Origin of the sequence: Paenibacillus sabuli (genome assembly GCF_014705605.1) — a bacterium.
GTDB classification, from domain to species: domain Bacteria; phylum Bacillota; class Bacilli; order Paenibacillales; family Paenibacillaceae; genus Paenibacillus_D; species Paenibacillus_D sabuli.
The window spans coordinates 1-23969 of the sequence record NZ_JACXIZ010000046.1 but is presented as its reverse complement, the minus strand read 5'-3'; the positions used below and the strand labels follow the sequence as shown (position 1 = coordinate 23969).

The following is a 23969-nucleotide window of genomic DNA, read 5'->3' as shown; positions in this document are numbered from 1 at the left end:
GAGCGGAGCGTGTAACCGCCAAAATGGCGGCTGTAGGAGTGCGGCCGAGGGGAGCGGAGCGTGAAACCGCCAAAATGGCGGCTGCAGGGAGCACCGGCCGATCGCAGACGGTCTCGCCGTTTCGCCTGGTGCGGCTTGCCCGCAATATGTCAGGTTGGAGTTCTACATGTACATACAAGAGGACTGTGCTATAATACAAGTGTGTCAGACCCGAAAAATTATGCAGCGAGGTGGATCGTGAACGTGGAGCAGCAGCCCAAATACAGACGGATCAAACAGGCGGTCCAAGCGTGGCTAGCCGAGGCGCGCTATCGGGCCCACGACAAGCTGCCGTCGGAGAACGAGATTGCCCGCGAATTCGCGATGAGCCGCCAGACGGTGCGGCAGGCGCTGGGCGAGCTCGAGCAGGAAGGCCTGCTGTACCGCGAGCAGGGCAAGGGCACCTTCGTCGCGGCCAGCGCGCCGGCGCCGCGCCGGGTCGGACAGGCGCTGACGATCGGCCTGATCACGACGTACATCTCCGATTACATCTTCCCGGTCATCGTGCGCGGCGTCGAATCGGAGCTGCGCGCGCGCGAGGCCGGGCTGCTGCTCGCCAGTACCGACAACGAGAAGGCCAAGGAGCGCGACAGCCTGCGCGCTTTGCTGCGCGAGCCGGTGGACGGACTCATTCTGGAGCCGACCCGGAGCGCGGAGGGCAATCCGAATTTTTCCGCCTTCCTGGCGCTGGAGGCGCAGCGGATTCCGCTGGTGATGCTCAACGAGCGCTACAGCGACATCGACGCGCCGTGTCTGAAGGTCGACGACGAGCTCGGCGGCTACCGCGCTGCGGAGCATGTGATGGCGCTCGGTCACACGCGGATCGCGGGCCTGTTCAAGACCGACGATTATCAGGGCGTGCATCGGATGCGCGGCTTCCGCCGGGCCTATCGGGAGCGCGGCCTCGTGCTCGATCCCGAGCTGCTGGTGCGCTACGCGACGCAGGAGCAGCACAGCAAGCCGGGGGAGCGGCTGCGTGCGCTGCTGCAGCGCGCGCCGGAGCAACGGCCGACTGCGCTCGTGTGCTACAACGATCAGCTCGCCGTCCGGATGCTCGACGTCATACGCGGCGCCGGCCTGCGCGTGCCCGAGGACATCTCTCTGATCGGCTTCGACGACTCGACGCTGGCGGTGGCCACCGAGGTGAAGCTGACGACGCTGACGCATCCCAAGACGGAGATGGGCAGGCAGGCGGTGCAACTGCTCTGGCGGATGATCGAGGGCGCAAGCGAGCGACCGCAGGACATCGTGTACGAGCCGCGGCTCGTGCTGCGGGAGTCGACCGCAGCCGCGCCATAAACCTTGCTTGAGCGCGACCAAAAACGTCCTCGCCGTTTCGACTTGTACGTACAACATGAACAGGGGTAAGGAGTGAGAGACTTGCTGGAATCGCTGAAGCAGGAAGTATGGAAGGCCAACATGGCGCTGCCCGAGCACGGTCTGGTGACCTTCACATGGGGCAACGTCAGCGGCGTCGACCGGGAGAGCGGCTATGTGGTCATCAAGCCGAGCGGCGTGCCGTACGAGGAGCTGCGGCCGGAGCAGATGGTCGTGGTCGACCTGGACGGCAATGTCGTCGAGGGAGATTGCCGGCCCTCCTCGGACACTGCGACGCACGTCCTGCTGTACCGGTCCTTCCCGAGGATCGGCGGCATCGTACATACGCATTCGCCCTGGGCGACCAGCTTCGCTCAGGCGGGCCGGGGGATCCCGGCGCTGGGGACCACGCATGCCGACTATTACTACGGTGAAGTACCGTGCACGCGTCCGATGACGCGCGCCGAGATCGAAGGGGCCTACGAGGCGGAGACGGGCCATGTGATCGTCGAGACGTTCGAGCGCGCGGGACTCGATCCGCTGCAGATTCCCGCTGTACTGGTGCATAGCCACGCGCCGTTCTGCTGGGGCAAGGATGCGGACAACGCGGTGCATAATGCGGTCGTGCTGGAGGAGGTCGCGGCGATGGCGCTGCGCACATACCAGCTCAATCCCGATACGCCGCCGATGGACCGCCATCTGCTCGACCGGCATTACCTGCGCAAGCACGGAGCGGGCGCCTACTACGGACAATCGTAATTGAGGGAAGGGGAGCGAACGATGGGCAAGCGTAAGTATGCAATTGGCGTCGACTTCGGTACGGAGTCGGGGAGGGCGGTGCTGGTCGATCTGAGCGATGGCGCGGAGCTGGCGGAGCAGGTGCTGCCGTACCGGCATGGCGTGATCGACGAGGCGCTGCCGGTGTCGGGGATCAAGCTGGAGCATGATTGGGCGCTCCAGCACCCGGCCGATTATATCGAGGTGCTGGAGACCTGCGTGCCGGCCGTCATGAAGGAGACCGGGATTGCCGCGGGCGACGTGATCGGACTGGGCATCGATTTTACGGCCTGCACCCTCGTGCCGGTCGACGCGGCGGGGCTGCCGCTGTGCTTCGACGAGCGTTACCGCGACAATCCGCATAGCTGGATCAAGCTGTGGAAGCACCACGCGGCGCAGGACGAAGCCAATCTGATCAACGAAATGGCCGCCTCGCGCGGCGAGCGCTTCCTCGCGCGCTACGGCGGCAAAATCTCCTCCGAATGGATGACCGCCAAGGCCTGGCAGATCCTAAACGAGGCGCCGGAGATGTACGAGGCGGCCGATCGCTTCGTCGAGGCGACCGACTGGGTCGTCTCCCAGATGACCGGCCGGATCGTGCGCAACAGCTGTACGGCCGGGTACAAGTCGATCTGGCACAAGCAGGACGGCTATCCGAGCCGCGACTTCTACGCGGCGCTCGATCCGCGGCTGGCCGATCTGCCGGAGACGAAGCTGCGCGGCGACGTCGTGCCGCTCGGCTCCAAGGCCGGCGAGCTGACGGCGGATATGGCGGCGCGCATGGGCCTGGCGGCCGGCACGGCGATTGCGGTCGGCAACGTCGACGCGCATGCCGCGGTGCCGGGCGTCGGCGTCGTGGAGCCGGGCAAGCTGGTGATGGCGATGGGCACCTCGATCTGCCACATGCTGCTCGGCACGCAGGAGCAGGAGGTCGAGGGCATGTGCGGCGTCGTCGAGGACGGCATCATCCCCGGCTATTACGGCTACGAGGCCGGCCAATCGGCGGTAGGTGACATTTTCGCCTGGTACGTCGAGCACGGCGTGCCTGCCTACGCCACGGCGGCGGCGGACCGCGAGGGCATCAGCATCCACGAGCTGCTCGAGCGCGAGGCGGCCAAGCTGAGTCCGGGCGAGTCCGGCCTGCTGGCGCTTGACTGGTGGAACGGCAACCGCTCCGTACTCGTCGACACCGACCTGACGGGCCTGCTGCTCGGCTGCACGCTGCTCACCAAGCCGGAGGAAATTTACCGGGCGCTGCTTGAGGCGACGGCGTTTGGCACGCGCAAGATCGTCGACGCTTTTCATCACAGCGGCGTCGAGGTGAACGAGCTCTATGCCTGCGGCGGCCTGCCGCAAAAGAACCGGCTGCTGATGCAGATCTACGCGGACGTCACGAATCGCGAGATCAAGATCGCGGCCTCGAAGCAGACGCCTGCGCTCGGCGCGGCGATGTTTGGCGCGGTCGCGGCCGGCGCCGCGGCCGGCGGCTACGACAGCATCGTCGACGCGGCTGCCAAGATGGCGCGCGTGCGCGAGGAGACGTTCAAGCCGATCCCGGCCAATGTCGCCGTGTACGACAAGCTGTACCAAGAATATACCGCCCTGCACGATTACTTCGGCCGCGGCGCCAACGACGTCATGAAGCGCCTCAAGGCGATCAAGGAAGAAGCGGCGCAAGCGTAGTAAGCGGGCGGGTGAAGGAGAACGGGTGAGCGAGCGTACCCTTAACGGCTTCAACGATCAGCCGCCTTAACGACTAGGGGCCTTAATGATCAGCGGGATTAAGGTTAAAGGCCCTTACATTTCAAAGTCCTTAAATTTCAAGATTCTAAATCATAACCGCGGGCAAGCATAGGGGTATTGCGCGCCGCTCCGCCCCGTCGGTCTGCGGCCCGCAGCAGATCGACGGGGTTTTTGGCGGCCAATTCTGCAAGGAAGCGGAGCGTGAACCGATGAACAGATGGAAAAGCGGCGCAGGCGCAGGGTGGCTGCTCTGCATAATGATCGCGCTGGCCTTGGTCGGCTGTACGACTGGAGAAACGAACGGACCCGAAGGGGCGACCGGCGGCGACGAGGCCGCTCCGAGCAACGCCCAGCCGGCAATCGAGCGACCTGCCTACGAGCAAAGCGGCGACAACGCTGCGTCTGCGCCCTTGGCTGCCGGGCAGGGCCAATCGGCTGAGGGCGATGGCGAGACGGATGAGGGGGCGGACGGACGAGGCGCGGCGGACCGCGCCGGAGCAGACGCGCCGCGCGACCCCTTGCCGCCGGACGATACGAATCATACGATTGGCGAGGAGCGTGCGCTGGCTCCGAATCGTTCAAAAAAGTATGAGCTGCCGGAGGGCTTCGTCTATTTGGACGAGGTGCTCGAAGGCGCGCAGTACGACATCCGGTATTACGGCGACAACAATTTTGTCGGGACGCGAATCGACGGGTATTTGGCGCCGCTGGCCATTATGCAGGAGGAGGCGGCCGGGGCGCTGCAGACTGTGCAGCAGGCGCTGCAGGAGGAAGGGTATGTGTTAAAAATTTTTGACGCCTACCGTCCGCAAAAAGCCGTCGATCATTTCAAGCGCTGGTCGCAGGACGCGACAGACACGAAAATGAAGGACGACTACTATCCCGAGCTGGACAAGCGTCGGTTGTTCGAGCTCGGCTTCATTGCCTCGCGCTCGGGGCATTCGCGCGGCAGCACGGTCGATCTGACGCTGGCGGATGCGGCGACCGGGGAAGAGGTCGACATGGGCGGGCCGTTCGATTTTTTCGGTCCGGTCTCGAGCCATGGGACCGAGCTGATCGGAGAGGAGCAGGCCGCGGCGCGGGCCGTGCTCAAGTCCGCGATGGTGCTAGGCGGGTTCCGCGCGTACGACAAGGAATGGTGGCATTACACGTACGAGAATGAGCCGCAGCCGCGGCGCTACTACGACTTTGACGTGCAGTAGCGATCCGAGCAGCACGTCGGACGCCTTTTCGGGCCAGGCTTGCGGGGAGGGATCCAATATAAGCTTGCGAGGGGAGCAGGGCGGCCCTACGGGCCGGAGGGCGCGATCAGCCGGCCGATCTCGGACAGGTCGTAGCCCTCGAGCGCCTCGAGCTCGCGGCGAAACGCGTCGGAGCGCACAATGCGCAGCACTTCGCCGATCCAGCTTCGGTTGACTGTCGTATCCAGCATGACCAAGTCGCAGCATTCGCGCAGCAGTGGGACGAATTCGACCGCGCCGGCGAGCATGGCGGCTTTTTCCATGCCGATCCCGACATCGGCTTCGCCGGAGGCGACCTTGGCCGCGACGCCGAGGTGATTGGTGGCGATGCGGTCGTAGCCGGCGAGTCCGGCGGCGTCGATGCCGTGCAGCCGCAGCTGCTCGTCGAGCAGCACCCGCGTGCCGGAGCCTTGCTCGCGGTTGATCAGGCACAGTCCGGGTCGGGCGAGATCCTTCCAGCTCTTGAGACCGAGCGGATTGCCGCGCTGTACGTACAGGCCGGCCTGCCGCGCCAGCAGCCGCACGATCCGATAGGGCAGGCCGACCAACAGGCGGCGCACGTACGGTTCGTTGTAGTCGCCGGTATCGCCGTCCAGCAGATGAAGGCTGACCAGATCGGCCTCGCCCTTGTACAGTGCGATCAGACTGTCCATGCTGCTCATATGCGAGCGCAGCGGGCGGATGCCGGATTCGCCGCCCTCCAGGTGCCGGGCCAGAATATCCAGGCTAGTGTCCTGTCCGGTAATGATCACGGCCCGCAGGTTGGCGTCTGCGGCCGCAGGCGCCGCCGCGCCCTCTCCCGTCTGCGCCGCGGCTGGGCTTGTGGCTGGCGCTCCTGGGCGCGCCGATTTGGCGCGTTGTTTGTACGCCTGCAGGTCGGAAGCGTCGACGCGCATTTGCTTGCCGACCCGGTAAGAAGGCAGTTCACCTTTTTTGATCAAATCATATACGGTCAGCTTCGATATTTTGAGCAGCTTGGCGATTTCCTCCGTCGTGTAGGAGATGTCCTCGGTCACGCGTATTCCTCCCCGATTGAACTGCTGTCATTGTAGCATACTTTCGGGACAGCGCGGTTTACAAACCATACAGGACCTTATATAATCATATTAATTATATTTAGATATAATGAAATGTATGGATTTGGAGAGGGGATATCTCGTTTGAATCGATTTCGTATGGTTTGGTTATTGTTGCTCGTGACTGTGTTGCTAAGTGCTTGCGGCGCTTCCAATAACGGCAAGGCTACGTCGCCGGAGTCGGCCGGAACGGCGGACAATGCGCAAGCGGCAGCGCCGGACGCAACCGGCGGCGCGGAACCCGGAGACTCGGGCAACGCCGCCCCGACGGAGGAGGGGGCGTCCGCCGGCGAGCTCGTCACGCTGACCGTCTCCGCAGCGGCGAGCTTGACCGATGCGCTGGAGGAGCTGGAGTCGCAATTCGAGGCGGCGCATCCGAATATTGAGCTGCAGTTCAACTTCGGCGGCTCGGGCGCGCTGCGCCGCCAGCTCGAGCAGGGCGCGCCGGCCGATCTGTTCCTCTCCGCGTCGATGCCGCATATGGAGGCGCTCGTCGAGGCCGGCCTGATCGCGGCCGATCAGCAGCGCACGCTGCTCGGCAATTCGCTCGTCGTCGTCGTGCCGGCCGATGCGCAAGAGGCGCCGGCCGACCTGGAGGCTCTGACGTCGGACGCGATTGCCCGGGTGGCGGTCGGCATTCCCGAGAGCGTGCCGGCCGGCGCGTATGCCCAGGAAGCTTTGATGAATGCGGGAGTGTGGGAGACGCTGCAGGCGAAGACCGTGCAGGCCAAGGACGTGCGGCAGGTGCTGCAATATGTCGAGACCGGCAATGTCGAGGCCGGCTTCGTCTACAAGACCGACGCGGCCTCGACCGGGGGCGTCCGGATTGCGTTCGACGTGGACCCCTCGCTGCATGCGGCCATCGACTATCCGGCCGGCATTGTCTCGGCGACCGGGCATCCGGAGGAAGCGCAGACGCTCTATACTTTCCTGCAATCGGACGAGGCGCTCGAGGTGTTTGAGACATACGGGTTTAGCGCTGCTCCATGATGGCGCAGCCTTTTGACTGGGCGGCTTTTTGGGAGCCGGTCCTGCTCTCCCTCCGGGTCGCATTGCTGGCGGGGACCTGTACGCTCGCCCTCGGCACGCTGGCCGCCTGGGGGGTGGCGCGCCGCCGCTTCCGCGGACGCGTCCTCGTAGAGACGCTGTTCATGCTGCCGCTCGTCTTGCCGCCGACGGTCGTCGGCTTCCTGCTCCTGGTGGCGCTGGGGCGCAACAGCGCGCTCGGCCGGTTGGCGGAATGGATCTTCGCGGCCCCGATTCTGTTCTCTTGGTGGGCGGCCGTCATCGCCGCCGTTGTGGTGGCCTTTCCGCTCGTCTACCAGACGATGAAGGTCGGGTTCAATTCGGTCGACCGTCATCTCGAGGATGCGGCGCGCTCCGCCGGCGCGCGCGAATGGCAGGTTTTTCGTTACGTGACCTTTCCGCTCGTCGGCCGCTCGTTCGCGGCGGCTTTTGTACTGGGCACGGCGCGGGCGCTCGGCGAATTCGGAGCGACGCTGATGATAGCCGGCAATATTCCCGGCCACACGCAGACCGTGCCGACGGCGATCTACGTCGCGGTCGATGCGGGACGGCAAGAGATGGCCTGGGCATGGACGCTGTCCATCGTGGCGATCTCGTTCGTGATGCTGCTGCTGACCGGCCGCGGCCGCGCCGAGCGCTAGACGCGGCGGCCCGGCGCTCAGCGCTGCGCCGCCTCTATCGCTCGGCGAGAGCGGACGGCCAGCCGCGCACCGAGCTGGAAGCGCGGAGCGGAAAGTGGTCAGCCAGCGCAAAGGAAGCGCAAACGGCAATCCGCTTGCGTTGAAAAGCTTTGCGGCTATCGATGAGCAGCATCATGCTTGATGCGGAAGCGATGACCGCATTTGCATCCCAAACAAACGAGCGCAGCATTCGCACACAAAAGCGTATAGCAAGTGCGCACAAATTCGCGTAGCACCGGAAAAAACAAAGAGGCCGACGGAAACTCCGTCGGCCTAAAGTATTGTATAAGGGGGGTCATGTCTATAAGAATAAAACATGAAGATGAACGTATCCTGAAGGAAATGTTTCAGTACGATTACAAATTTGAAAGCGTTAAGAAATACAAACTACGAAATACACGCTCGGCTTGCATGCCACACTTGGTTCGCATGCACAATCGGATTGCCTCCGTCGTCAAGGGATTTTGAAGCAAGTCAAACTGTAACGGTCATGAGCGACGCTTAGCGAGTCTTAACGAACGATCTGGCAATGTAACGGTCACCAGCGACGCTTAGCGCCCAATATCAAAGGAATAACGCGTCGCAAATGCGTCTAAGCCTCGCTCATGTCCGTTAGAGCCGGGGAACGAGCGAAATTGGATTCTAAGGACTTCCTGTGTCCGTTAGCGTACGTGCTGCGCCGCCCAGGGACGACGCAGCCGCTTCGCTTTATTCACTTGCTTCGCGTTATCTCATGCTTCGATTAAAAGATTAAAAAAGTTGAATTTCAACCGTATCCCCGGGCTGCAACGGCGCATACAGCAGCGAGAGGGGGACAGTCCGCCCATTCAGGCGGAGGGCGTAAGGCACCTGATTGCCGCCGACGAACACTCCGCCGACCGAGACAATATTGCCGCTTGGTCCGAAGCGGACCGCACCGGTGAAGGCCAGCGCCTCGGCGACGGTCAGACCCGGTCGGAACGGCACCCGGTAGGCCTGGGTTACAAACGGGTAGCGCGGTCCGCCGTTGAGTACGACCGTTACGCTGCGCGCACCGGGCCCCGGCGGAATCGGCACCGGGATGGGCAGCGGAATCGGCAACGGCCATGGACCGGGTCCCGGCGGAAACGGTCCCGGCCCCGGCGGAAACGGTCCCGGCCCTGGCGGAAACGGCCCTGGTCCCGGCGGAAACGGCCCCGGCCCTGGCGGGAACGGCCCTGGGCCAGGTCCGGGGCCCGGGGGCGGTGGAGGCGGGAATGGTCCCGGCCCCGGAGGCGGCGGGGGCGGAAACGGTCCGGGCCCAGGCCCCGGCGGAAACGGACCAGGCCCGGGCCCCGGTCCGGGAGGGCCGGGGGGCGGGAACAAGCCGGGCCCCAGCCCGCGCGTGCCGCCGCCGCAGCCGCAGCCGCCGGCACGCGGGTATGAGCGATTCGTACGCATTGATCCTTCACTCCTTTTGGTGAATGGTTCGCGGAGCGGGCGCATGCCCGCCCATCCATCTGCAAGCAGTGTATGCACGGTGCGCCCATTGCGCTACTCCGGGCTTGTCCTGGTCGTAGCGACGCGATACAATACGGGGGGAATAGCGGTCGGGCGAGACGCCCGGGAAGGAGTATGCCATGAGTGAGATGTTGGAGAGACTCCAGCGTGAAAAAATTGTCGCCATCTTTCGCGGCATCGGCCAGGATCATGCGGACGCAGCGGCCGGCGCATTGATCGAAGGCGGCATTACAATGATGGAAGTGACGATGAATACCGCAGGCGCGACGCGTATTATCGACAGCTGGCGGACCCGTTTCGGCGAGCAGGCGGCGATCGGGGCCGGCACGGTGCTGGATATGGGGATGGCGGTGGAGGCGATCGACGCGGGCGCGCAGTTCCTGATCTCGCCGAATCTGGACGAAGGCGTCGTGGCGCTGGGCGCTTCGCGAGGGGTATCGGTATGGCCGGGCGTCATGACGCCGACTGAGATCGTGCGAGCCTGGAGCGCGGGGGCCGAAGCGGTCAAGGTATTTCCGATGGGGACGCTGGGGTGGAAGTACCTGGCGGAAATTCGCGCGCCGCTTGACCAGATTCCAATGATCGCCACCGGCGGGGTGGATCTGGACAATATCGGAGACTACTTCCGGGCCGGCGCGTGCGCAGTCGGGATGGGCAGCAAGCTGGTCAATCTCGAATGGGCCCGGGAAGGCAAGCTGGATCAGCTGCGGGAGCGGGCTGCGGCATTTGCGGCGGCTGCGCGGGGGAGGCGTTAAACCTCAATCTTCCGCGGCGCGCGCCGCGGAGCTTGGACAAAAAAGGAGCCTGCGGAAGCTTCCGCAGGCTCAAGAGAGAAAATATATTAAAGGGGGGTCATGGGAACAAGTATACAAATGCAAGATGAACGTTACCTGAGTAGACGATTACAAAATCGTTACAAATTTGAATCCGTTCTCAATCTGATTTCAACCAAGGAGGTGGACTGACGATGGAAGCGTTGATTTTTTTTGTCGTGGTCGCAGCCGCTGCCGTCATCATCACGCTGGCGGTCGTCAAGACGAACAAGCCGCCCAAAAATACGAACCGCGAGGAGTAGCTGCGAAACACACCAGCACCGGCCGGGTACTAAAGCACCAGCAAAAGCACCAGCAAAAAACAACCCCCAAGACGGACCCCGACGCGTCTCCTCCACAAGCGGCAAGCCCCGACTCGCCTAACAGCGGCGCTGGGCATTGACAGCAGCGGTGCTGACGCAAGAATGGCGGTTTGAGACTACCCAGATACTGGGTATAATGAAGACGAACCGTTATACATCGGATAAACATCGGGAGGAATGCGAATGGCGAGGGTAGCGGCAAAATGGGGCGTGCTGGCCATGCTGGTCGTGGTGGCTGTCGGGTGGGACATCAAATTCGGACCGGTCAACGCGGATGCGTCGCGCATTGTCGGACTGCAGGAGCTGGAGCGCACGATTGCGAAGCAGCTCAAGCAGCGGCAAGAGGCGCTGGTGATCGAGTATGTCGGCGACCAGAAGGCGCTTTCCAAGCAACTGGCCGCGACCGTGAAGCGGGCCATCGCCGCCGATGATTACACAGCTTATGTCGTCGATTCGTATCATTATACGATCACCAGTTGGCCTGCCCACTCCAGAATCGAGCTGTCCATCGCCTATCGCGAGTCGCCCCGGCAGACGGCCGTCGTGGATCGACGGGTGGAGCAAGTCCTGCATGAGCTGCTGCGGCCGGACATGAATGATCATCAGAAGGTCAAGGCGATCCACGACTGGATCGTGCGTCATGTCGCGTACGACGAGTCGCTGAGCCGCTACACGGCATACGAGGCGCTGACCGAGGGGCGTGCCGTCTGCCAGGGCTATGCCCTGCTCGCGCAGCGGATGCTGGAGGCGGCAGGCGTGGAGAGTCGAATCGTAGAAGGAACGGTGAACACCGGCGATCATGCCTGGAACCTGGTGAACGTCAATGGCGCCTGGTACCACCTCGATGTGACCTGGGACGACCCGGTCCCGGATCGCCCGGGTGAGGTGTCCTATGCCTATTACCTGCTCAACGACGCGCAGATGCGCGAGCATCATGCCTGGACGCGCAGCTATCCGGCGGCGGTGCGCGATTATGCGCAGACGCTGCAGCGCCTCAAGGAGCGGGACCCGCAGCGGCTGGCGTTCTATACAACGGTGGAGCGCGAGACCGGGCTGATCTGGCTGCGGCCGGAGCATACGGCGGGCACGCCAGCCGAGCTGGAGACGCGTCTGGCCGATGCGGTAGCCGGCGGCGAGCGGAATATGACGGTGCGCTACACCCGCGGCGAACGGGTAGAGGCTGACGTCAAGGCCGCGGTGCTGGCGGTCGGAGCGATTTCCTCCTACCGTATCCGATATTCCGACTTTGGCGCGGCGGGCGGTGTGTTGTTGAAGCTCGACTTCCAACTGGACGAGCGCGCGGCCTAGGGTGTGCGGCCATCACTGGCTTAGCTTAGGGGCAGCTCCCCTTAATAATTGATCGGTTCAAAAAAAAGGACCGCACTGCGGGACCTGCCTCATGGCGAGGCGGCGCGGGCGGTCTTTGTCGTGCTGCGAGGCAGCCGGGCAACGGGAGCGCGATCGGACAACAGCGGGCAAGCGGATACCTGCGGGAGCTTCGGAGACGTCGCTTGTGCTCAAGGCGCGTCGGCGCGCCGACTGGCCGTCATTTGCTGCCAGACCGAGCCCGCCGCTTCTTCGCCGCGTTCGATCCGCTCCAGGGCGATCTGAGCCTGCAGCTTGACTTCGAATTCCGGGTCTTCCGCCGCCTTGTGCAGCGCCGGGACCGCGCGTTCGTCGCCGATCTCGTACAAATAACGGGCGGCGCGCCAGCGCACCAGCTTGTTTTTGTCCCGGAGGGCGTCGATCATAGGCGGAATCGCCGCCGGATCGCCGAGATCGGAGAGCGTATCGCCGGCGGTGCGGCGCACGGAGGCAGAGCGGTCCTGCAGGGCGGCGAACAGATGTGGCAGCGCCTCGGGGATGCGAAGATCGCCGAGGTAGACGACCGCCAGCCGCCTGATGGACGTATTGTCGTCGCGCACCGCCTGCGCAAACTGCGGTAGCAGCTCCGCTGCGGGCGCTACGCGTTCGAGCGCGGCGTAGCGCACCTGCCAGTCGGGGTCCTCGAGGCTGGCAGCCAGCGCATCGGGGCTGAGCGGCTCCGGCCGCGGCGCGGCCGGAGCGTCCTCGGGCGCCGCCTCGGCGCCGAGCGCGCGCGCGGCTGCGATCAGCTCGCGCAGCCGCTCCTGGGGATAGGCGGCCGTCAGCTCCGCGACGACCTCGGAGGCGATCTCCTCGGGCTCGCCGTAGCGCACCCCGAGCTCCTCCAGCCGGCGCTCGCGGATCATGCCGGAGCCGGCCGCTTCTTGCACGGCCGCAGCGAATTGCTCGGGCAGCGCGGCCCGCGTCTCCGCGTCTCCGGTACGCACGCGCAGCTGCATCGGGATGCCGCGGTACACTTGGACGAATACATGGGATTCGCCGTAGCTTTCATGCGGCACGCCGCCCTGTTCGGCCGATTCCTCGCCGCTGCTGAGCAGCGCGCGCGCCGCCTCGAGGATGCGCTGCCAGTCGGAGCCTGGCTTGCGGTCGATGGCGATGAAGTCGGCGGTGCGGAACAGGCTGCGCACGCCGTCGATGGCCAACAGCCCGCGCAGCGGCTCCGGCGCGCTGTCGGCGTCATCCTTTGTATAGCTCGAGCGGTGTCCGGGCGGGAGCTTTTCGTCCATATTCAGCTTCATCGAGTTGGGACTCGGCGTGGGCTCGATAGATAACAGTTTCATGGCGTATTCGACCTCCATTTTGCGGAATAATGAAGCGTATGGGTGGATTATATCACATCAAGCCATCGATCCCTATTCGTCGGGCTCGCTCGCCGGCTTGCCCTGCTCCGGCTGCGATTCACGCCCAATTTCGCCGCCGCGTACGATAAGGCGAGTCACTTGACGCGCTCGGCGGGAGGAAATAAGCGTGAAAAAAGTGAGGTTACACGGCGCAATGAGCGTCGGCGGCGGAAACAAGCGTAAAATACGAGGTTATAGCAGTAGGTCCGGGTTCAGCGCTGGTCAGAGGACAACGCCAGCCGTTGCCTTGTGGCAAGCGGGCGGTCGTCCTCCTGAATAAAAGGCGCCTGCGCCGCGCTTTCGTTTCGCTGCGGAGGGCGCGGGGTAAATTTGCTAACAAAGGGCCGCAATTGGTATCCTAAGCGAACAGCGACGAAATGAGGGATGACACCTTGCGCAGACTGCGCTTTACGAATATCGATCCCATAAAAACGGAAAAAACGCTCACCCATTTCAAGCGATGGCGGAAGGAGCGCGCCCGCAAGCTTCGTGACAAGGACTACACGTTCGTGGTGCCGGGGGTGGAGCCGAATTTGACTTATCTCGACCACAATCATCGCGAGCCGTCGCTGACCTGGATCGGTCACTCAACCTTCCTGATTCAGCATTCCGGGCTCAATATCGTCACCGACCCGGTATGGTCCGGCTCGATGGCAATGCACAAGCGGCTGGCCCGTCCGGGCATTGCCCTGCAGGATATGCCGCCGATCGATATCGTGCTGATCTCGCATTCGCACTATGATCATCTCAGCATTGCATCGTTGCGGCGGCTCGCCGGCACGAAGCTGCTGCTGGTGCCGATGGGCTTGAAGACGAAGCTGCAGCTCAAGGGCTTTTTTCGAATCCGCGAGTTCCATTGGTGGGAATCGGCGACTATTCGCGGCGTCAAATTCACCTTCGTGCCATCGCAGCATTGGACGCGCCGCACGCCCTGGGATATGAACCGCTCGCACTGGGGCGGGTGGATCATCGCACCTGCCGGCGGCAAGCGAGAGGCTGCGCCGCTGAGTCCGCCTCCAGGAGCGACCGTGCAGGAGCGGCTGCGGGGAGCATCGGCGGATCAGGAGACCCGCGACGGGGAGTCGTACGACGCTGCGGAGCAGGGCCCCGTCAGTGCTGAAGCGAAGCCTGGCGATCCTTGTGCTTCGGGCGCTCCGGGCGGGCACCGCACCGCCACGGAGCCGGGCGAAGTGCCGGCTCGGCCGGACGGCACCGTACCGCCGGCGGTACGGGCGTTGCAGGCCGGGGAGACGCATGCGGGCCCGGAATCTGGCATTGATGAGCAAGGAGCCGTTACATCGGATGTGTCAGATGCCGCGACACGGCCCAATGCTTCGAGCGAGGCACGAACGCCGCGTACGACAAATGAAGCGGTAACGTCGAGTGAGGCGAAAGCGTCGAGTGAAGCGCAGCGACCGTTTGTCTGTACGGCACCGACCCTGTATTTCGCGGGCGATAGCGGGTATTTTCAGGGCTTCCGCGAGATCGGCAGGCGGCACAAGATCGATGTGGCGCTGATGCCGATCGGCGCATACGAGCCCGAGTATTTCATGTCGCCCCAGCACGTGACGCCGGAGCAAGCGCTGCAGGCGTTCCTGGATACAGGGGCGACGTGGTTCGTGCCAATGCACTACGGATCGTTCAAGCTGGCCGACGATACGCCCCGCGAGGCGCTGGATCGGCTCGAATCGGGCCGCCGGGCGCACGCAATCGAAGAGACGCGCGTCGTCATCCTGCCTCATGGCGAGACCTGGCGGCTGTCGGGCGAGTAAACGGGCGCGTATTTCCGTGTCGAGCCAGGCTGACCGTCTCGCCGGTGCATGAGGCGGACGCCGAGAACCCCGTCCCGTGTCGAGAACGGCGTCCTGTGCGGCAATGCGTGAATAGCGTGACGATGTGTGGTAGTGCGTGAATAGAGTGACGATCTGTCGTTAATGGGCGGCGCCCGCGCCGCCTTTGTGGTATAATGGCTAGATAGTTCAAATCTGTGAGCGAAGGACGGGATTTTTTCGATGATTAGCACAAGCGGCGTGACGTTGCGCTATGGCAAGCGCGCGCTTTTTGAAGATGTGAATATCAAATTTTCGCCCGGCAACTGCTACGGTCTGATCGGCGCGAACGGAGCGGGCAAGTCGACCTTCCTGAAGATCTTGTCCGGGGAGATCGAGCCGACGGGCGGCGAGGTGCATATGACTCCCGGCGAGCGGCTGGCGGTGCTGAAGCAGAACCATTACGAATATGACACCCACACGGTGCTCGACACCGTCATCATGGGTCACAAGAAGCTGTACGACGTCATGCAGGAGAAAAACGCGCTCTACGCCAAGGCCGACTTCTCCGACGAGGACGGCATGCGAGCAGGCGAGCTGGAGGCCGAGTTCGCGGAAATGAACGGCTGGGAGGCCGAGTCCGAGGCGGCCTCCATGCTCAACGGACTCGGCATCGAGACCGAACTGCACGACAAGCGGATGGAGGAGCTCGACGGCAATCAGAAGGTGCGCGTGCTGCTGGCGCAGGCGCTGTTCGGCCGCCCGCAGATCCTGCTGCTCGATGAGCCGACCAACCATCTGGACCTGGCATCGATCGGCTGGCTGGAGCACTTCCTGGCGGGCTACGAAGGCACCGTCATCGTCGTCAGCCATGACCGTCACTTCCTGAATACGGTCTGTACGCATATCGCGGACATCGACTTCGGCAAAATTCAGCTCTATGTCGGCAACTACGACTTCTGGTACGAATCGAGCCAGCTGGCGCTGGCGCTGCAGCGCGACCAGAACAAGAAAAAAGAAGACAAAATTAAAGAGCTGCAAGCGTTCATCCAGCGCTTCAGCGCCAACAAGTCGAAGGCGAAGCAGGCAACATCGCGCCGCAAGCTGCTCGACAAGATTACGCTCGACGACATCCGGCCGTCCAACCGCAAATATCCGTTCATTAACTTCAAGCCGGAACGCGAGGCGGGCAAGCAATTGCTGCTGATCGAGGGACTGACCAAGTCGATCGACGGCGAGAAGGTGATCGACAACTTGACGCTGACCGTCAACAAGGGCGACAAGGTCGCGCTGGTCGGCCCCAACTCGCTGCCGAAGACCGTGCTGATGCAGATCCTCGCGGGCGAGCTCGAGCCGGATGCGGGCACGTACCAATGGGGCGTGACGACGACGCAGGCGTATTTCCCCAAGGACAACGCGCCTTACTTCGACGGCAAGGAGATGAACCTGGTCGACTGGCTGCGCCAGTACTCCAAGGATCAGGACGAATCGTTCATTCGCGGCTTCCTCGGCCGGATGCTGTTCTCCGGCGACGAAGCGCTCAAGAAGGCGAGCGTGCTCTCCGGGGGCGAGAAGGTGCGCTGCATGCTCTCGAAGATGATGCTGTCCGGCTCCAACGTGCTCATGCTCGACGAGCCGACCAACCATCTCGATCTGGAATCGATCACCGCGCTCAACAACGGGCTGATCGACTTCGACGGCACGATGCTGTTCACCTCGCATGACCATCAGTTCATCCATACGATCGCCAATCGGATCGTCGAGCTGACGCCGGAGGGCGTGATCGACCGCGTCACGACGTACGATGAATATCTGGAGAGCGACGAGATCAAGGCGCTGCGCGACAAGATGTATGCCGCGGCTACGGCTTGATTGCCTTTCCGAATGGCCCGTCCCTTAGCTGGGGCGGGCTTTTTTGAATATAGAAAGTATATAAGCCGCCTGTTTTAGACGCGATTCGACAGGGTAATCTAACGGTATCGGCGAAATTTCGCAACTTTTGCAGCTGCCGCGACGTATCAGGTACAAACGGCACGCAATTGACTCAAAGGAGAGAGTGACTGAGATGGCATCCTTTTTTGACAAGATGAAGCAGGGCGCTTCGGACGCAGCCAAGCGCGCGCAGCTGACCGTGGAGACGCAAAAACTCAAAAGCCAGGCCAGCGGCAAGGAAAAGGAAATGGAACGCGTCTATGCGCGTATCGGCAAAGCGGTCTACGAATCGCACAAGGCCGGAGATATCAGCGCCTCGGAGGCGGAGGTCATGGACTACTGCGCCGAGCTGGAGGAGATGGAGACGGAGATTGAGCGGCTCGAGTTTCGCATCAAAACGCTCAAGGCGGTGAAAACCTGCGACTGCGGCAAGGTCGTAGCGGCGGATGTGAAATTTTGTCCCGACTGCGGCAAGCGCTTCTCCGACGAACCGCGGCAGGCGGATACGACCGGCGATATCCGGGTCATCTGCTCTTCCTGCGAGACGGAGAACGACATGAACGCGAAATATTGCATCTCCTGCGGCGAGGATCTCGCCGCCGTGTAACGCAAAACGAGCGCCCACAGCAATGCCGCTGTGGGCGCTCGTTTTGGCCTGAGGAGAACACTCTTGCTGCCCAAGCGCGGACAGGTCCAAGCGCGGACAGGCCAAGCTGAAGCATCGTCCTCGGGTCGCCGGCGGATGGCGCTCGACTGGTTCGCGCGGCTCTATCGCCCCTCTCAACCGAACGTCTTGACGATGTTGTCCCATGCGAAGATATGCCACCCGCCGATGACGGCGAGCGTACGCACCAGCACAAGTGCGAGGCCATGGCCAACCGTTACGCCGCTATCCGGTATCGGTATGCTATCGATGCGCATGGGCATTGCGCCATTGCTCGCTGGATCAGGACCGCTGGGCGTTCGCCCTGCGCCGAGCTGTGCCAGGTCGTCGCCGGCCAGCGTCAGCGGAGCGGTGCGGGAGCAGAGACTGGCGTGCAGCATGCCGTCTTCGCCAAATTTCGCGTAGACGATGTAGGCGGTGCCGATCTCGAAGTCGACGCCGCAGCTCGCGCTGCTGCGCACCGTATTAACCTGCGCCTGTTGCTCGATCTCGCCCTTCCACACTTTATCGACATCGAAGGTTGCGAATACCGGGTCCGCCGAAGAGATCGTGCCGTCCGCTCGGTTCGGCTCCTCGACAATCGCACCCAAGACGGTGCCGGAGAATACGGCGTCCTTGGCTTCCATTTCCTCCAACGGGGTGCCCGGCGCGACACAAGAGCAGGCTTGCGCCTGCCTCGGAACGGCGACCAGGGTCAGCATCAGCAGAGCCGCGGCAGCGGCGCAGAGCAGCGCTTTCCCGTACGACAGGGTTGCGTTTTTCATTCGTGTATCGTCTCCTTCACAAATTTGCCATATGTCTCTCAGACGCACTTCTCCAGAAAAAGGTTGCCTCTTCTCTTCCATTACACGCATCGATTCGGATTAACACGCGAGCGAAATCAGGTCCGCGACGCGTACGATTCACCGCATGGCGGCACCCGCCGGCACCCGCTACAGCGCGGCCTGAAGCGCGGTCCGGAGCAGTTGGCACGAGGCAAAGCAGTTGGGCCGGCGCAAAGCAGTTGGAGGATCGCAAGGCAGTTGTGGCGCGACAAACATGTTGTCAACGCGCATAAAAGTCCTCCCGCGGTCAACACTGTTTCTCTAGACCCACACGTATGCGGTCGGGTATGATACCAAAACAATGTGAAATGCGGTCCGGAGGTGGCTCTGCTGAATCAGTACGAAGAAATTAAAGCCGGTGAGCGGGGGGCGTGGGTGAGCATCGGCTCCTACCTGCTGCTCTCGGCCGTCAAGCTCGGCGCGGGCTATTGGTTCGTGTCGCAGGCCTTGATTGCGGATGGTCTGAACAACGCGACCGATATTGTCGCTTCGGTGGCGGTACTCATTGGCTTGCGCATCTCGCAAAAGCCGCCGGATCACGATCACCCGTACGGCCACTTTCGAGCGGAGACGATCGCGGCGCTGATCGCTTCCTTCATCATGGCGACGGTCGGCCTGCAGGTGCTGATCGAGACGGTGCGCTCGCTGTTCGTCGATGTGCACGAGGCGCCGAGCATGACGGCTGGCTGGATCGCGGTCGCCGCCGCCGTCTTCATGTACGCGGTCTATCTGTACAACAGCAGGCTGGCGAAGCGGATTCACAACCAGGCGCTGATGGCGGCCGCCAAGGACAATCTCTCCGATGCGCTGGTCAGCACGGGAGCGGCAGTCGGCATTTTCGGGGCCCAGCTCGGCATGCCCTGGCTCGATCCGGTGGCTGCGCTGGCAGTAGGGCTCATCATCTGCAAGACGGCATGGGATATCTTCTACAGTTCGACCCACGCGCTCACCGACGGCTTCGACGCCGGAGAGCTCAAGACGCTGCGGACCACGATCGGCCGCATCGAAGGCGTACGGGGCATCAAGGACATCAAGGCGCGCGCGCACGGCAGCCAGGTGCTGATCGACGTCATCGTCGTCGTCGATGCGCGGCTGTCGCTGGTCGAGGGCCACCTCATCAGCGACGAGATCGAGCGGCGCATGGAGAGCAAGCACAACATCATGAACGTGCACGTGCATGTCGAGCCGGAGGAGCGCGGTGAGGCGGATGGACAAGCTGCGGCCAGGGAGTAGCGAGGGGCCGCCCGCCCCGCTGCTGGTCGCCTGCGCGACCGGCAGCGCCGCTTGGGTGAATGCATCCCGGATGAGGCGTGCGCACAAGCATAAAAAAATCCCCGTGCCCTCATGGCCGGGGATTATATTGATTCAGGCTGTATAGGCGCGTAGTCGTGAAGGCGGCTAGGGCGCCGTTATTCGTGCGGTCGGCGCCGCGCCACGCCGCTGTCGATCGCGGCTTGCACGACGCGGCGCCGCACTTCCTCGACGACCCGCTGGTTGAATACGCTGGGAATGATATAATGCCGGCTCAGCTCCTCCTCCGAGACGACCGAGGCGATCGCCTCCGCCGCCGCGAGCTTCATCGGCTCGTTGATCAGCGGGGCCCGGCAGTCGAGCGCCCCGCGGAAGATGCCGGGGAAGCAGAGCACGTTGTTGATCTGATTCGGATAATCCGAGCGCCCGGTCGCGAGTACGGCGACCAGATCCTCCGCCTGCTCGGGGAGGATCTCCGGATGGGGATTGGCCATCGCGAAGACGATCGGCTCGTTCGCCATGCTCTGGATATGCGCGCGCGTCAGGATGCCCCCGGCCGATACGCCGATGAAGACGTCCGCGCCTTGCACCGCTTCGGCGAGTCCGCCGTTGCGCCGCTCGGCATTCGTATGCTCGGCGTACCATTGCCACATCGGATGCGCGTAGCTGCGGTCCGCGGTCAGGATGCCGTCGCGATCGACGCCGACAATATGACGCGCGCCGCCGGCGAGCAGCATCTTGGTGCAGGCGGTGCCGGCGGCGCCGATGCCGCAGACGACGATGCGCACATCCTCCAGCCGTTTGCCGGCCAGCTTGAGCGCGTTGAGCAGCCCGGCGTAGAGCACGACCGAGGTGCCGTGCTGGTCGTCGTGGAATACCGGGATATCCAGCTCCTCACGCAGCCGCTGCTCGATCTCGAAGCAGCGCGGAGCGGCGATATCCTCGAGATTGATGCCCCCAAAGGCCGGCGCGATTGCCTTCACCGAGGCGATGATCTGCTCGGTGTCCTGCGTGTCGAGGCAGATCGGGAAGGCGTCGACCTCGGCGAACTGCTTGAAGAGGATCGCCTTGCCCTCCATGACCGGCATCGCCGCATGCGGTCCGATGTTGCCGAGGCCGAGCACAGCGCTGCCGTCGGTCACGACGGCGACGGTGTTGCGCTTGATGGTCAGGTTGAACGCCTTGGCCGGATCGGCATGGATCGCTTCGCAGACCCGGGCGACGTCGGGCGTATAGACGCGGGAGAGATCGTCCCGATTCTGGATCGGCGTCTTCGGTTGCACGGTCAGCTTGCCGCCCAGATGCAGCAGGAAGGTGCGGTCGGACACATTGACGACGCGGATGCCCTCCAGCGCGTCCAGCGCGGCGACGATCTGTTCGGAGCTGCCGCCCTCGCCGAATTTGACGGTCAGATCGCGGACAGTCCGATCCTTGCCGGTCTGGATGATATCGATGGCGACGACGTCGCCGCCGGCTTGTTCGATTGTCGAGGCGGCGCGGCTGAAGTTGGCGAGCTTCGTGCTCAGCTCCAGGCGCAGAATGATCGTCTTGCGGTCAAGCGAGGTTCCTTGCATGGCGCTCTCCCCGTTTCCCCTTATAATGTGGCGCAAGTTGCGGCGCGTGGTGCAACGCGCCTACGAAATGGACTTGGCCTGCAGCATGCGCAGCACGGCCCGCGAGCATTGCGTCGGATTGTATTCCTGGTTGCGCTTGGTGAGCAGCGTCCTGCGGTATTCGCCCGATGTGTACGGCTCCTGAATCAGGGTGAACCACTTGTCGATCGTCTCCTCCGACTGCAGCGCCTCCCCGAAGCCGCCGGCGATGAAGTAATCCATGTTCTCCTCCTCCTGCCCGGGGATCGGCTCGTAGAAGAGCATCGGGATGCCCTTGCTGAGGCCTTCCGTGCAGGTCATGCCGCCGGGCTTGGTGACGAGCAGGTCGGAGACGTCCATCAGCTTGCTGACTTCGCTCGTGAAACCGATGATCTTGATGTTCGGATGGCGGAACGCCCAGCTGGCGAGCAGCTCCTCGCGCATCTTGTCGTTGTTGCCGACGCAAAAGACGAGCTGCACGCGGTCGCGGTAGCGCGTCATGTATTCAAAAAGGCTGTCCGCTCCGAGCAGTCCCCAGCCGCCGCCCATGACGAGCACCGTCGGCAGCTGCCGCAGGCCGAACTGGGCGCGCACGTCGGACTTGTCGTAGGTCGTCCAGAAGTTCGGATGCACGGGAATGCCCGTCACCTCGATCCGCGCTTCGTCGATGCCGTGATCGGTCAGCTTGTGCTTGACCATCGGGGTGGAGACGAGGTACTTGTTCACTTCGGTGCTGATCCACGTGCCGTGCGCGTCGTAATCGGTGATCAGCGTATAGAGCGGCACGTCCAGCCCGAGCCGTTTCAGGCGGGCCACGACGGCGTTGGGCACCGGGTGGGTGCAGATGATCAGATCGGGCTTGAGCTGGGCGATGACCTGCGACGTCTGGGTGTAGAAGACGCGGTGCAGCGCGAGCTGGGTGAACCGGTTGAGCGATTTGTGGTATTGCGTGCGATACATCATGCCGACGAGCTTGGGCTGCTTGCTGACCGTCTTGCGGTAGGCCGACATGATCCAGGGGCCGACCACCGGGTTCAAAAATTTGCCGAGCTCGATTACACGGGTCTGTACGCCGTGATCCAGCTGCCGCAGCCCCATCGCCAGCGCGTACGCGGCCTGGGTATGGCCGGAGCCGAATCCTTCAGAGAGCAGGAGCACTCTTTTCTTGCGCATCGTCTCACCTACTTTTCCTACCTACCATATTACGACTTGGCAGCGCCTTAGACAAGGCGCGGAATCGCATATGCGCTTAAAATGAACCTTAAATTATGCTAAAATTCTTGAAAACGCATGGGGAGGTCTTGACATGGAAGCGAGTCAAACGGAAAAGAACCTGCCGCAGCCGGGCGAACGGGTGCGCATGAGCTATAAATCGGGCGTCTACGTCGGCGAGGTGACTGAGTGGAGCGGCGCGCGCGCTGTGGTGAAGGTGCTGGCCGTGCTGAAGCATCCGGAGCAGGGCGATCTGCATCATCCGTACGATCCGGACGTGCCGATGTTCCACGAGCGACGCGCGCTGAGCTACACGGAGAAGGCGCTCGCGCCGGCGCGCGACCTGCAGCCGCACACCGGCGCGGTGCCGGATTACAAGGAATCGCTGCAGCGCGCGCTCCAGCAAGAGCTCGCGGCCCTCGACAAGCTGGAGCGCTGGGCCGCGCGCGGCCTCGAGCAGCTGCAGCGCCTGAAGAATGAATATTAGAAGCGCTATTTATTAATGAAGGCGGTCTTGAGCGTGCCACGGTATTCGACCTGGAAGCCGAGCCCGTCGGCGAGCACGGCGAGCGGCACGTAGGTCTTCTGTTCCTTGCCTACGGCATGGAGGAAGGCCGGTGTGTCGATCGCCACGCGCTGGCCGTCGACCAGCATCGTCTGCGCGCCGATGGCCAGGGCGACGGCACGCTCGCCGTAGGTGATCGTGACGGTCTTGGTCTGGTTGTCCCACTCCGTCGTCGCGCCCATCGCATCGGCGATGTCGCGGAAGGCGAGGTAGGTGCGGTTGGCCTTGAGCACCGGCTTGTTGGCGGTGATCAGCTCGCGGCCGTCGACGACGACGGAGATGCCCACGCCCTCCGGACGCGGCTCGACGGCGCGCGCCTCGCCCCAGATCGCCTCGGCGAAGGCGTCGCCGATCGCGGCATAGCCGGGCTGCGTCGGATGCAGATCGGCGATGCCGTCGGACAGATAGGCGCTGACGAGCGAGGTGAACTTGCTCTCCTGACCGACGAATGCCTCGCCGGAATAGGCGACCGCGACGTCGGGACCGTCTCCGCTCAGCTCGCCGGCCAGCGCGCCCAGCCGCGTGCGCACCTGCTCCAGCGTGTCGAGCAGGAAGGCGTAGTCCGAGTCGTCCAGGCCGAGCGCGCCCAGCGTCAGGCGGCTGTCGGGCAGCGGGGAGTAGAGGTCGGAGACAACGATGCGCGCCTCGGGCGCGAGCTCGCCGATCAGCTCCAGCGACGTCCTCAGCTCGTCCATGTAGGCTTCCAGCGCAGTCTCCAGCCACGCCTCGGCCTCGTCCCGTCCGTCCGCCAGCTCCTGGACGAGCGGCGAGAAGTCGTTGCCGCCGATCGTCACGACGACCAGGTCGGCCGCGGCCAGATCGGTCCGCAGCTGCGGCGTGGCCGCGGCCATGGTCGCGGCGCGCGGATCGGGCAGCCCCGACTGGATCGCCTCGGCGCTCGGCGCGGCGCCGCCGGCCGCG

General features: G+C 63.5%; 20 protein-coding genes. 13 read left to right on the top strand and 7 right to left on the bottom strand.

Features of this window, described 5'->3' with window-relative positions; genetic code table 11:
* The first annotated feature begins 237 nt into the window (after positions 1-237).
* The 4 genes from IDH44_RS21865 (at position 238) to IDH44_RS21850 (ending at position 5078) form a co-directional block, all read left to right on the top strand.
* Complete coding sequence (locus tag IDH44_RS21865; protein ID WP_190920952.1) at positions 238-1338, top strand: GntR family transcriptional regulator; 1101 nt, start codon at positions 238-240, stop codon at positions 1336-1338.
* An 81-nt stretch (positions 1339-1419) separates the two neighbouring features.
* Positions 1420-2115, top strand: a complete 696-nt coding sequence (gene araD / locus IDH44_RS21860) for an L-ribulose-5-phosphate 4-epimerase (RefSeq protein WP_317890235.1) — start codon at positions 1420-1422, stop codon at positions 2113-2115.
* A gap of 21 nt (positions 2116-2136) precedes the next feature.
* On the top strand, positions 2137-3816 hold the full coding sequence (locus IDH44_RS21855) for a ribulokinase (protein ID WP_190920951.1): 1680 nt from the start codon (positions 2137-2139) through the stop codon (positions 3814-3816).
* Positions 3817-4085: 269 nt separating this feature from the next.
* Positions 4086-5078: a M15 family metallopeptidase gene (locus IDH44_RS21850; RefSeq protein ID WP_223869930.1), complete on the top strand. Its 993-nt coding sequence runs from the start codon at positions 4086-4088 to the stop codon at positions 5076-5078.
* 86 nt (positions 5079-5164) lie between these two features.
* Here the strand turns inward: IDH44_RS21850 and IDH44_RS21845 are convergent, their stop codons facing one another.
* Positions 5165-6133: a substrate-binding domain-containing protein gene (locus IDH44_RS21845; RefSeq protein ID WP_190920950.1), complete on the bottom strand. Its 969-nt coding sequence runs from the start codon at positions 6131-6133 to the stop codon at positions 5165-5167.
* 144 nt (positions 6134-6277) lie between these two features.
* Between IDH44_RS21845 and modA the strand changes: the two genes are divergently transcribed.
* Together modA and modB are read left to right on the top strand one after the other, a co-directional pair.
* Positions 6278-7183: a molybdate ABC transporter substrate-binding protein gene (modA, locus tag IDH44_RS21840; protein WP_223869929.1), complete on the top strand. Its 906-nt coding sequence runs from the start codon at positions 6278-6280 to the stop codon at positions 7181-7183.
* Positions 7180-7860, top strand: a complete 681-nt coding sequence (gene modB / locus IDH44_RS21835; RefSeq protein WP_190920949.1) for a molybdate ABC transporter permease subunit — start codon at positions 7180-7182, stop codon at positions 7858-7860. Before modA ends, modB begins: the two co-directional genes overlap by 4 nt.
* Positions 7861-8649: 789 nt before the next feature.
* On the opposite strand, the gene IDH44_RS21830 is transcribed toward modB, so the two are convergent.
* Positions 8650-8979, bottom strand: a complete 330-nt coding sequence (locus IDH44_RS21830; protein WP_190920948.1) for a hypothetical protein — start codon at positions 8977-8979, stop codon at positions 8650-8652.
* Between the two features lie 518 nt (positions 8980-9497).
* Here IDH44_RS21830 and IDH44_RS21825 point away from each other — a divergent pair.
* Positions 9498-10133, top strand: coding sequence for a bifunctional 4-hydroxy-2-oxoglutarate aldolase/2-dehydro-3-deoxy-phosphogluconate aldolase (locus IDH44_RS21825; protein ID WP_190920947.1), 636 nt, complete (start codon positions 9498-9500; stop codon positions 10131-10133).
* A gap of 563 nt (positions 10134-10696) precedes the next feature.
* Positions 10697-11821 (top strand): transglutaminase domain-containing protein, encoded by a 1125-nt coding sequence (locus tag IDH44_RS21820; protein WP_190920946.1) that lies wholly within the window; start codon positions 10697-10699, stop codon positions 11819-11821.
* Positions 11822-12030: 209 nt separating this feature from the next.
* Here the strand turns inward: IDH44_RS21820 and IDH44_RS21815 are convergent, their stop codons facing one another.
* Positions 12031-13179: a virulence factor gene (locus tag IDH44_RS21815; protein ID WP_190920945.1), complete on the bottom strand. Its 1149-nt coding sequence runs from the start codon at positions 13177-13179 to the stop codon at positions 12031-12033.
* Between the two features lie 452 nt (positions 13180-13631).
* On the opposite strand from IDH44_RS21815, the gene IDH44_RS26780 reads away from it, so the two are divergent.
* The 3 genes from IDH44_RS26780 (at position 13632) to IDH44_RS21800 (ending at position 17547) form a co-directional block, all read left to right on the top strand.
* Positions 13632-15011 (top strand): MBL fold metallo-hydrolase, encoded by a 1380-nt coding sequence (locus IDH44_RS26780; RefSeq protein WP_223869928.1) that lies wholly within the window; start codon positions 13632-13634, stop codon positions 15009-15011.
* A gap of 240 nt (positions 15012-15251) precedes the next feature.
* Positions 15252-16880, top strand: a complete 1629-nt coding sequence (locus IDH44_RS21805; RefSeq protein WP_190920944.1) for an ABC-F family ATP-binding cassette domain-containing protein — start codon at positions 15252-15254, stop codon at positions 16878-16880.
* Positions 16881-17073: 193 nt separating this feature from the next.
* Positions 17074-17547, top strand: coding sequence for a zinc ribbon domain-containing protein (locus tag IDH44_RS21800; RefSeq protein ID WP_190920943.1), 474 nt, complete (start codon positions 17074-17076; stop codon positions 17545-17547).
* Positions 17548-17720: 173 nt separating this feature from the next.
* On the opposite strand, the gene IDH44_RS21795 is transcribed toward IDH44_RS21800, so the two are convergent.
* Complete coding sequence (locus tag IDH44_RS21795) at positions 17721-18368, bottom strand: hypothetical protein (RefSeq protein ID WP_190920942.1); 648 nt, start codon at positions 18366-18368, stop codon at positions 17721-17723.
* Positions 18369-18755: 387 nt separating this feature from the next.
* Here IDH44_RS21795 and IDH44_RS21790 point away from each other — a divergent pair, with 387 nt between their 5' ends.
* Positions 18756-19661, top strand: a complete 906-nt coding sequence (locus tag IDH44_RS21790; RefSeq protein ID WP_317890237.1) for a cation diffusion facilitator family transporter — start codon at positions 18756-18758, stop codon at positions 19659-19661.
* A 176-nt stretch (positions 19662-19837) separates the two neighbouring features.
* Here IDH44_RS21790 and IDH44_RS21785 read toward each other — a convergent pair whose 3' ends face one another.
* Both IDH44_RS21785 and IDH44_RS21780 read right to left on the bottom strand, forming a co-directional pair.
* Positions 19838-21253, bottom strand: coding sequence for an NAD-dependent malic enzyme (locus IDH44_RS21785; RefSeq protein WP_190920941.1), 1416 nt, complete (start codon positions 21251-21253; stop codon positions 19838-19840).
* Between the two features lie 60 nt (positions 21254-21313).
* Positions 21314-22444, bottom strand: a complete 1131-nt coding sequence (locus IDH44_RS21780) for an MGDG synthase family glycosyltransferase (protein ID WP_190920940.1) — start codon at positions 22442-22444, stop codon at positions 21314-21316.
* A gap of 133 nt (positions 22445-22577) precedes the next feature.
* Between IDH44_RS21780 and kapB the strand changes: the two genes are divergently transcribed.
* Positions 22578-22970, top strand: a complete 393-nt coding sequence (kapB, locus tag IDH44_RS21775) for a sporulation phosphorelay system protein KapB (RefSeq protein WP_190920939.1) — start codon at positions 22578-22580, stop codon at positions 22968-22970.
* 5 nt (positions 22971-22975) lie between these two features.
* Here kapB and IDH44_RS21770 read toward each other — a convergent pair.
* Positions 22976-23969, bottom strand: a 994-nt coding sequence (locus tag IDH44_RS21770; protein ID WP_190920938.1) for a stalk domain-containing protein, incomplete at its 5' end; no start/stop codon positions are given.

Bases quoted from the DNA above. Each gene is read 5' to 3' on its own strand.
- IDH44_RS21785 (WP_190920941.1), bottom strand. From the start codon at position 21,253: ATGCAAGGAACCTCGCTTGACCGCAAGACGATCATTCTGCGCCTGGAG.
- IDH44_RS21850 (WP_223869930.1), top strand. From the start codon at position 4,086: ATGAACAGATGGAAAAGCGGCGCAGGCGCAGGGTGGCTGCTCTGCATA.
- IDH44_RS21820 (WP_190920946.1), top strand. From the start codon at position 10,697: ATGGCGAGGGTAGCGGCAAAATGGGGCGTGCTGGCCATGCTGGTCGTG.
- IDH44_RS21800 (WP_190920943.1), top strand. From the start codon at position 17,074: ATGGCATCCTTTTTTGACAAGATGAAGCAGGGCGCTTCGGACGCAGCC.
- IDH44_RS21780 (WP_190920940.1), bottom strand. From the start codon at position 22,444: ATGCGCAAGAAAAGAGTGCTCCTGCTCTCTGAAGGATTCGGCTCCGGC.
- kapB (WP_190920939.1), top strand. From the start codon at position 22,578: ATGGAAGCGAGTCAAACGGAAAAGAACCTGCCGCAGCCGGGCGAACGG.
- modB (WP_190920949.1), top strand. From the start codon at position 7,180: ATGATGGCGCAGCCTTTTGACTGGGCGGCTTTTTGGGAGCCGGTCCTG.
- IDH44_RS21805 (WP_190920944.1), top strand. From the start codon at position 15,252: ATGATTAGCACAAGCGGCGTGACGTTGCGCTATGGCAAGCGCGCGCTT.
- IDH44_RS21795 (WP_190920942.1), bottom strand. From the start codon at position 18,368: ATGAAAAACGCAACCCTGTCGTACGGGAAAGCGCTGCTCTGCGCCGCT.
- IDH44_RS21855 (WP_190920951.1), top strand. From the start codon at position 2,137: ATGGGCAAGCGTAAGTATGCAATTGGCGTCGACTTCGGTACGGAGTCG.
- IDH44_RS21825 (WP_190920947.1), top strand. From the start codon at position 9,498: ATGAGTGAGATGTTGGAGAGACTCCAGCGTGAAAAAATTGTCGCCATC.
- IDH44_RS21815 (WP_190920945.1), bottom strand. From the start codon at position 13,179: ATGAAACTGTTATCTATCGAGCCCACGCCGAGTCCCAACTCGATGAAG.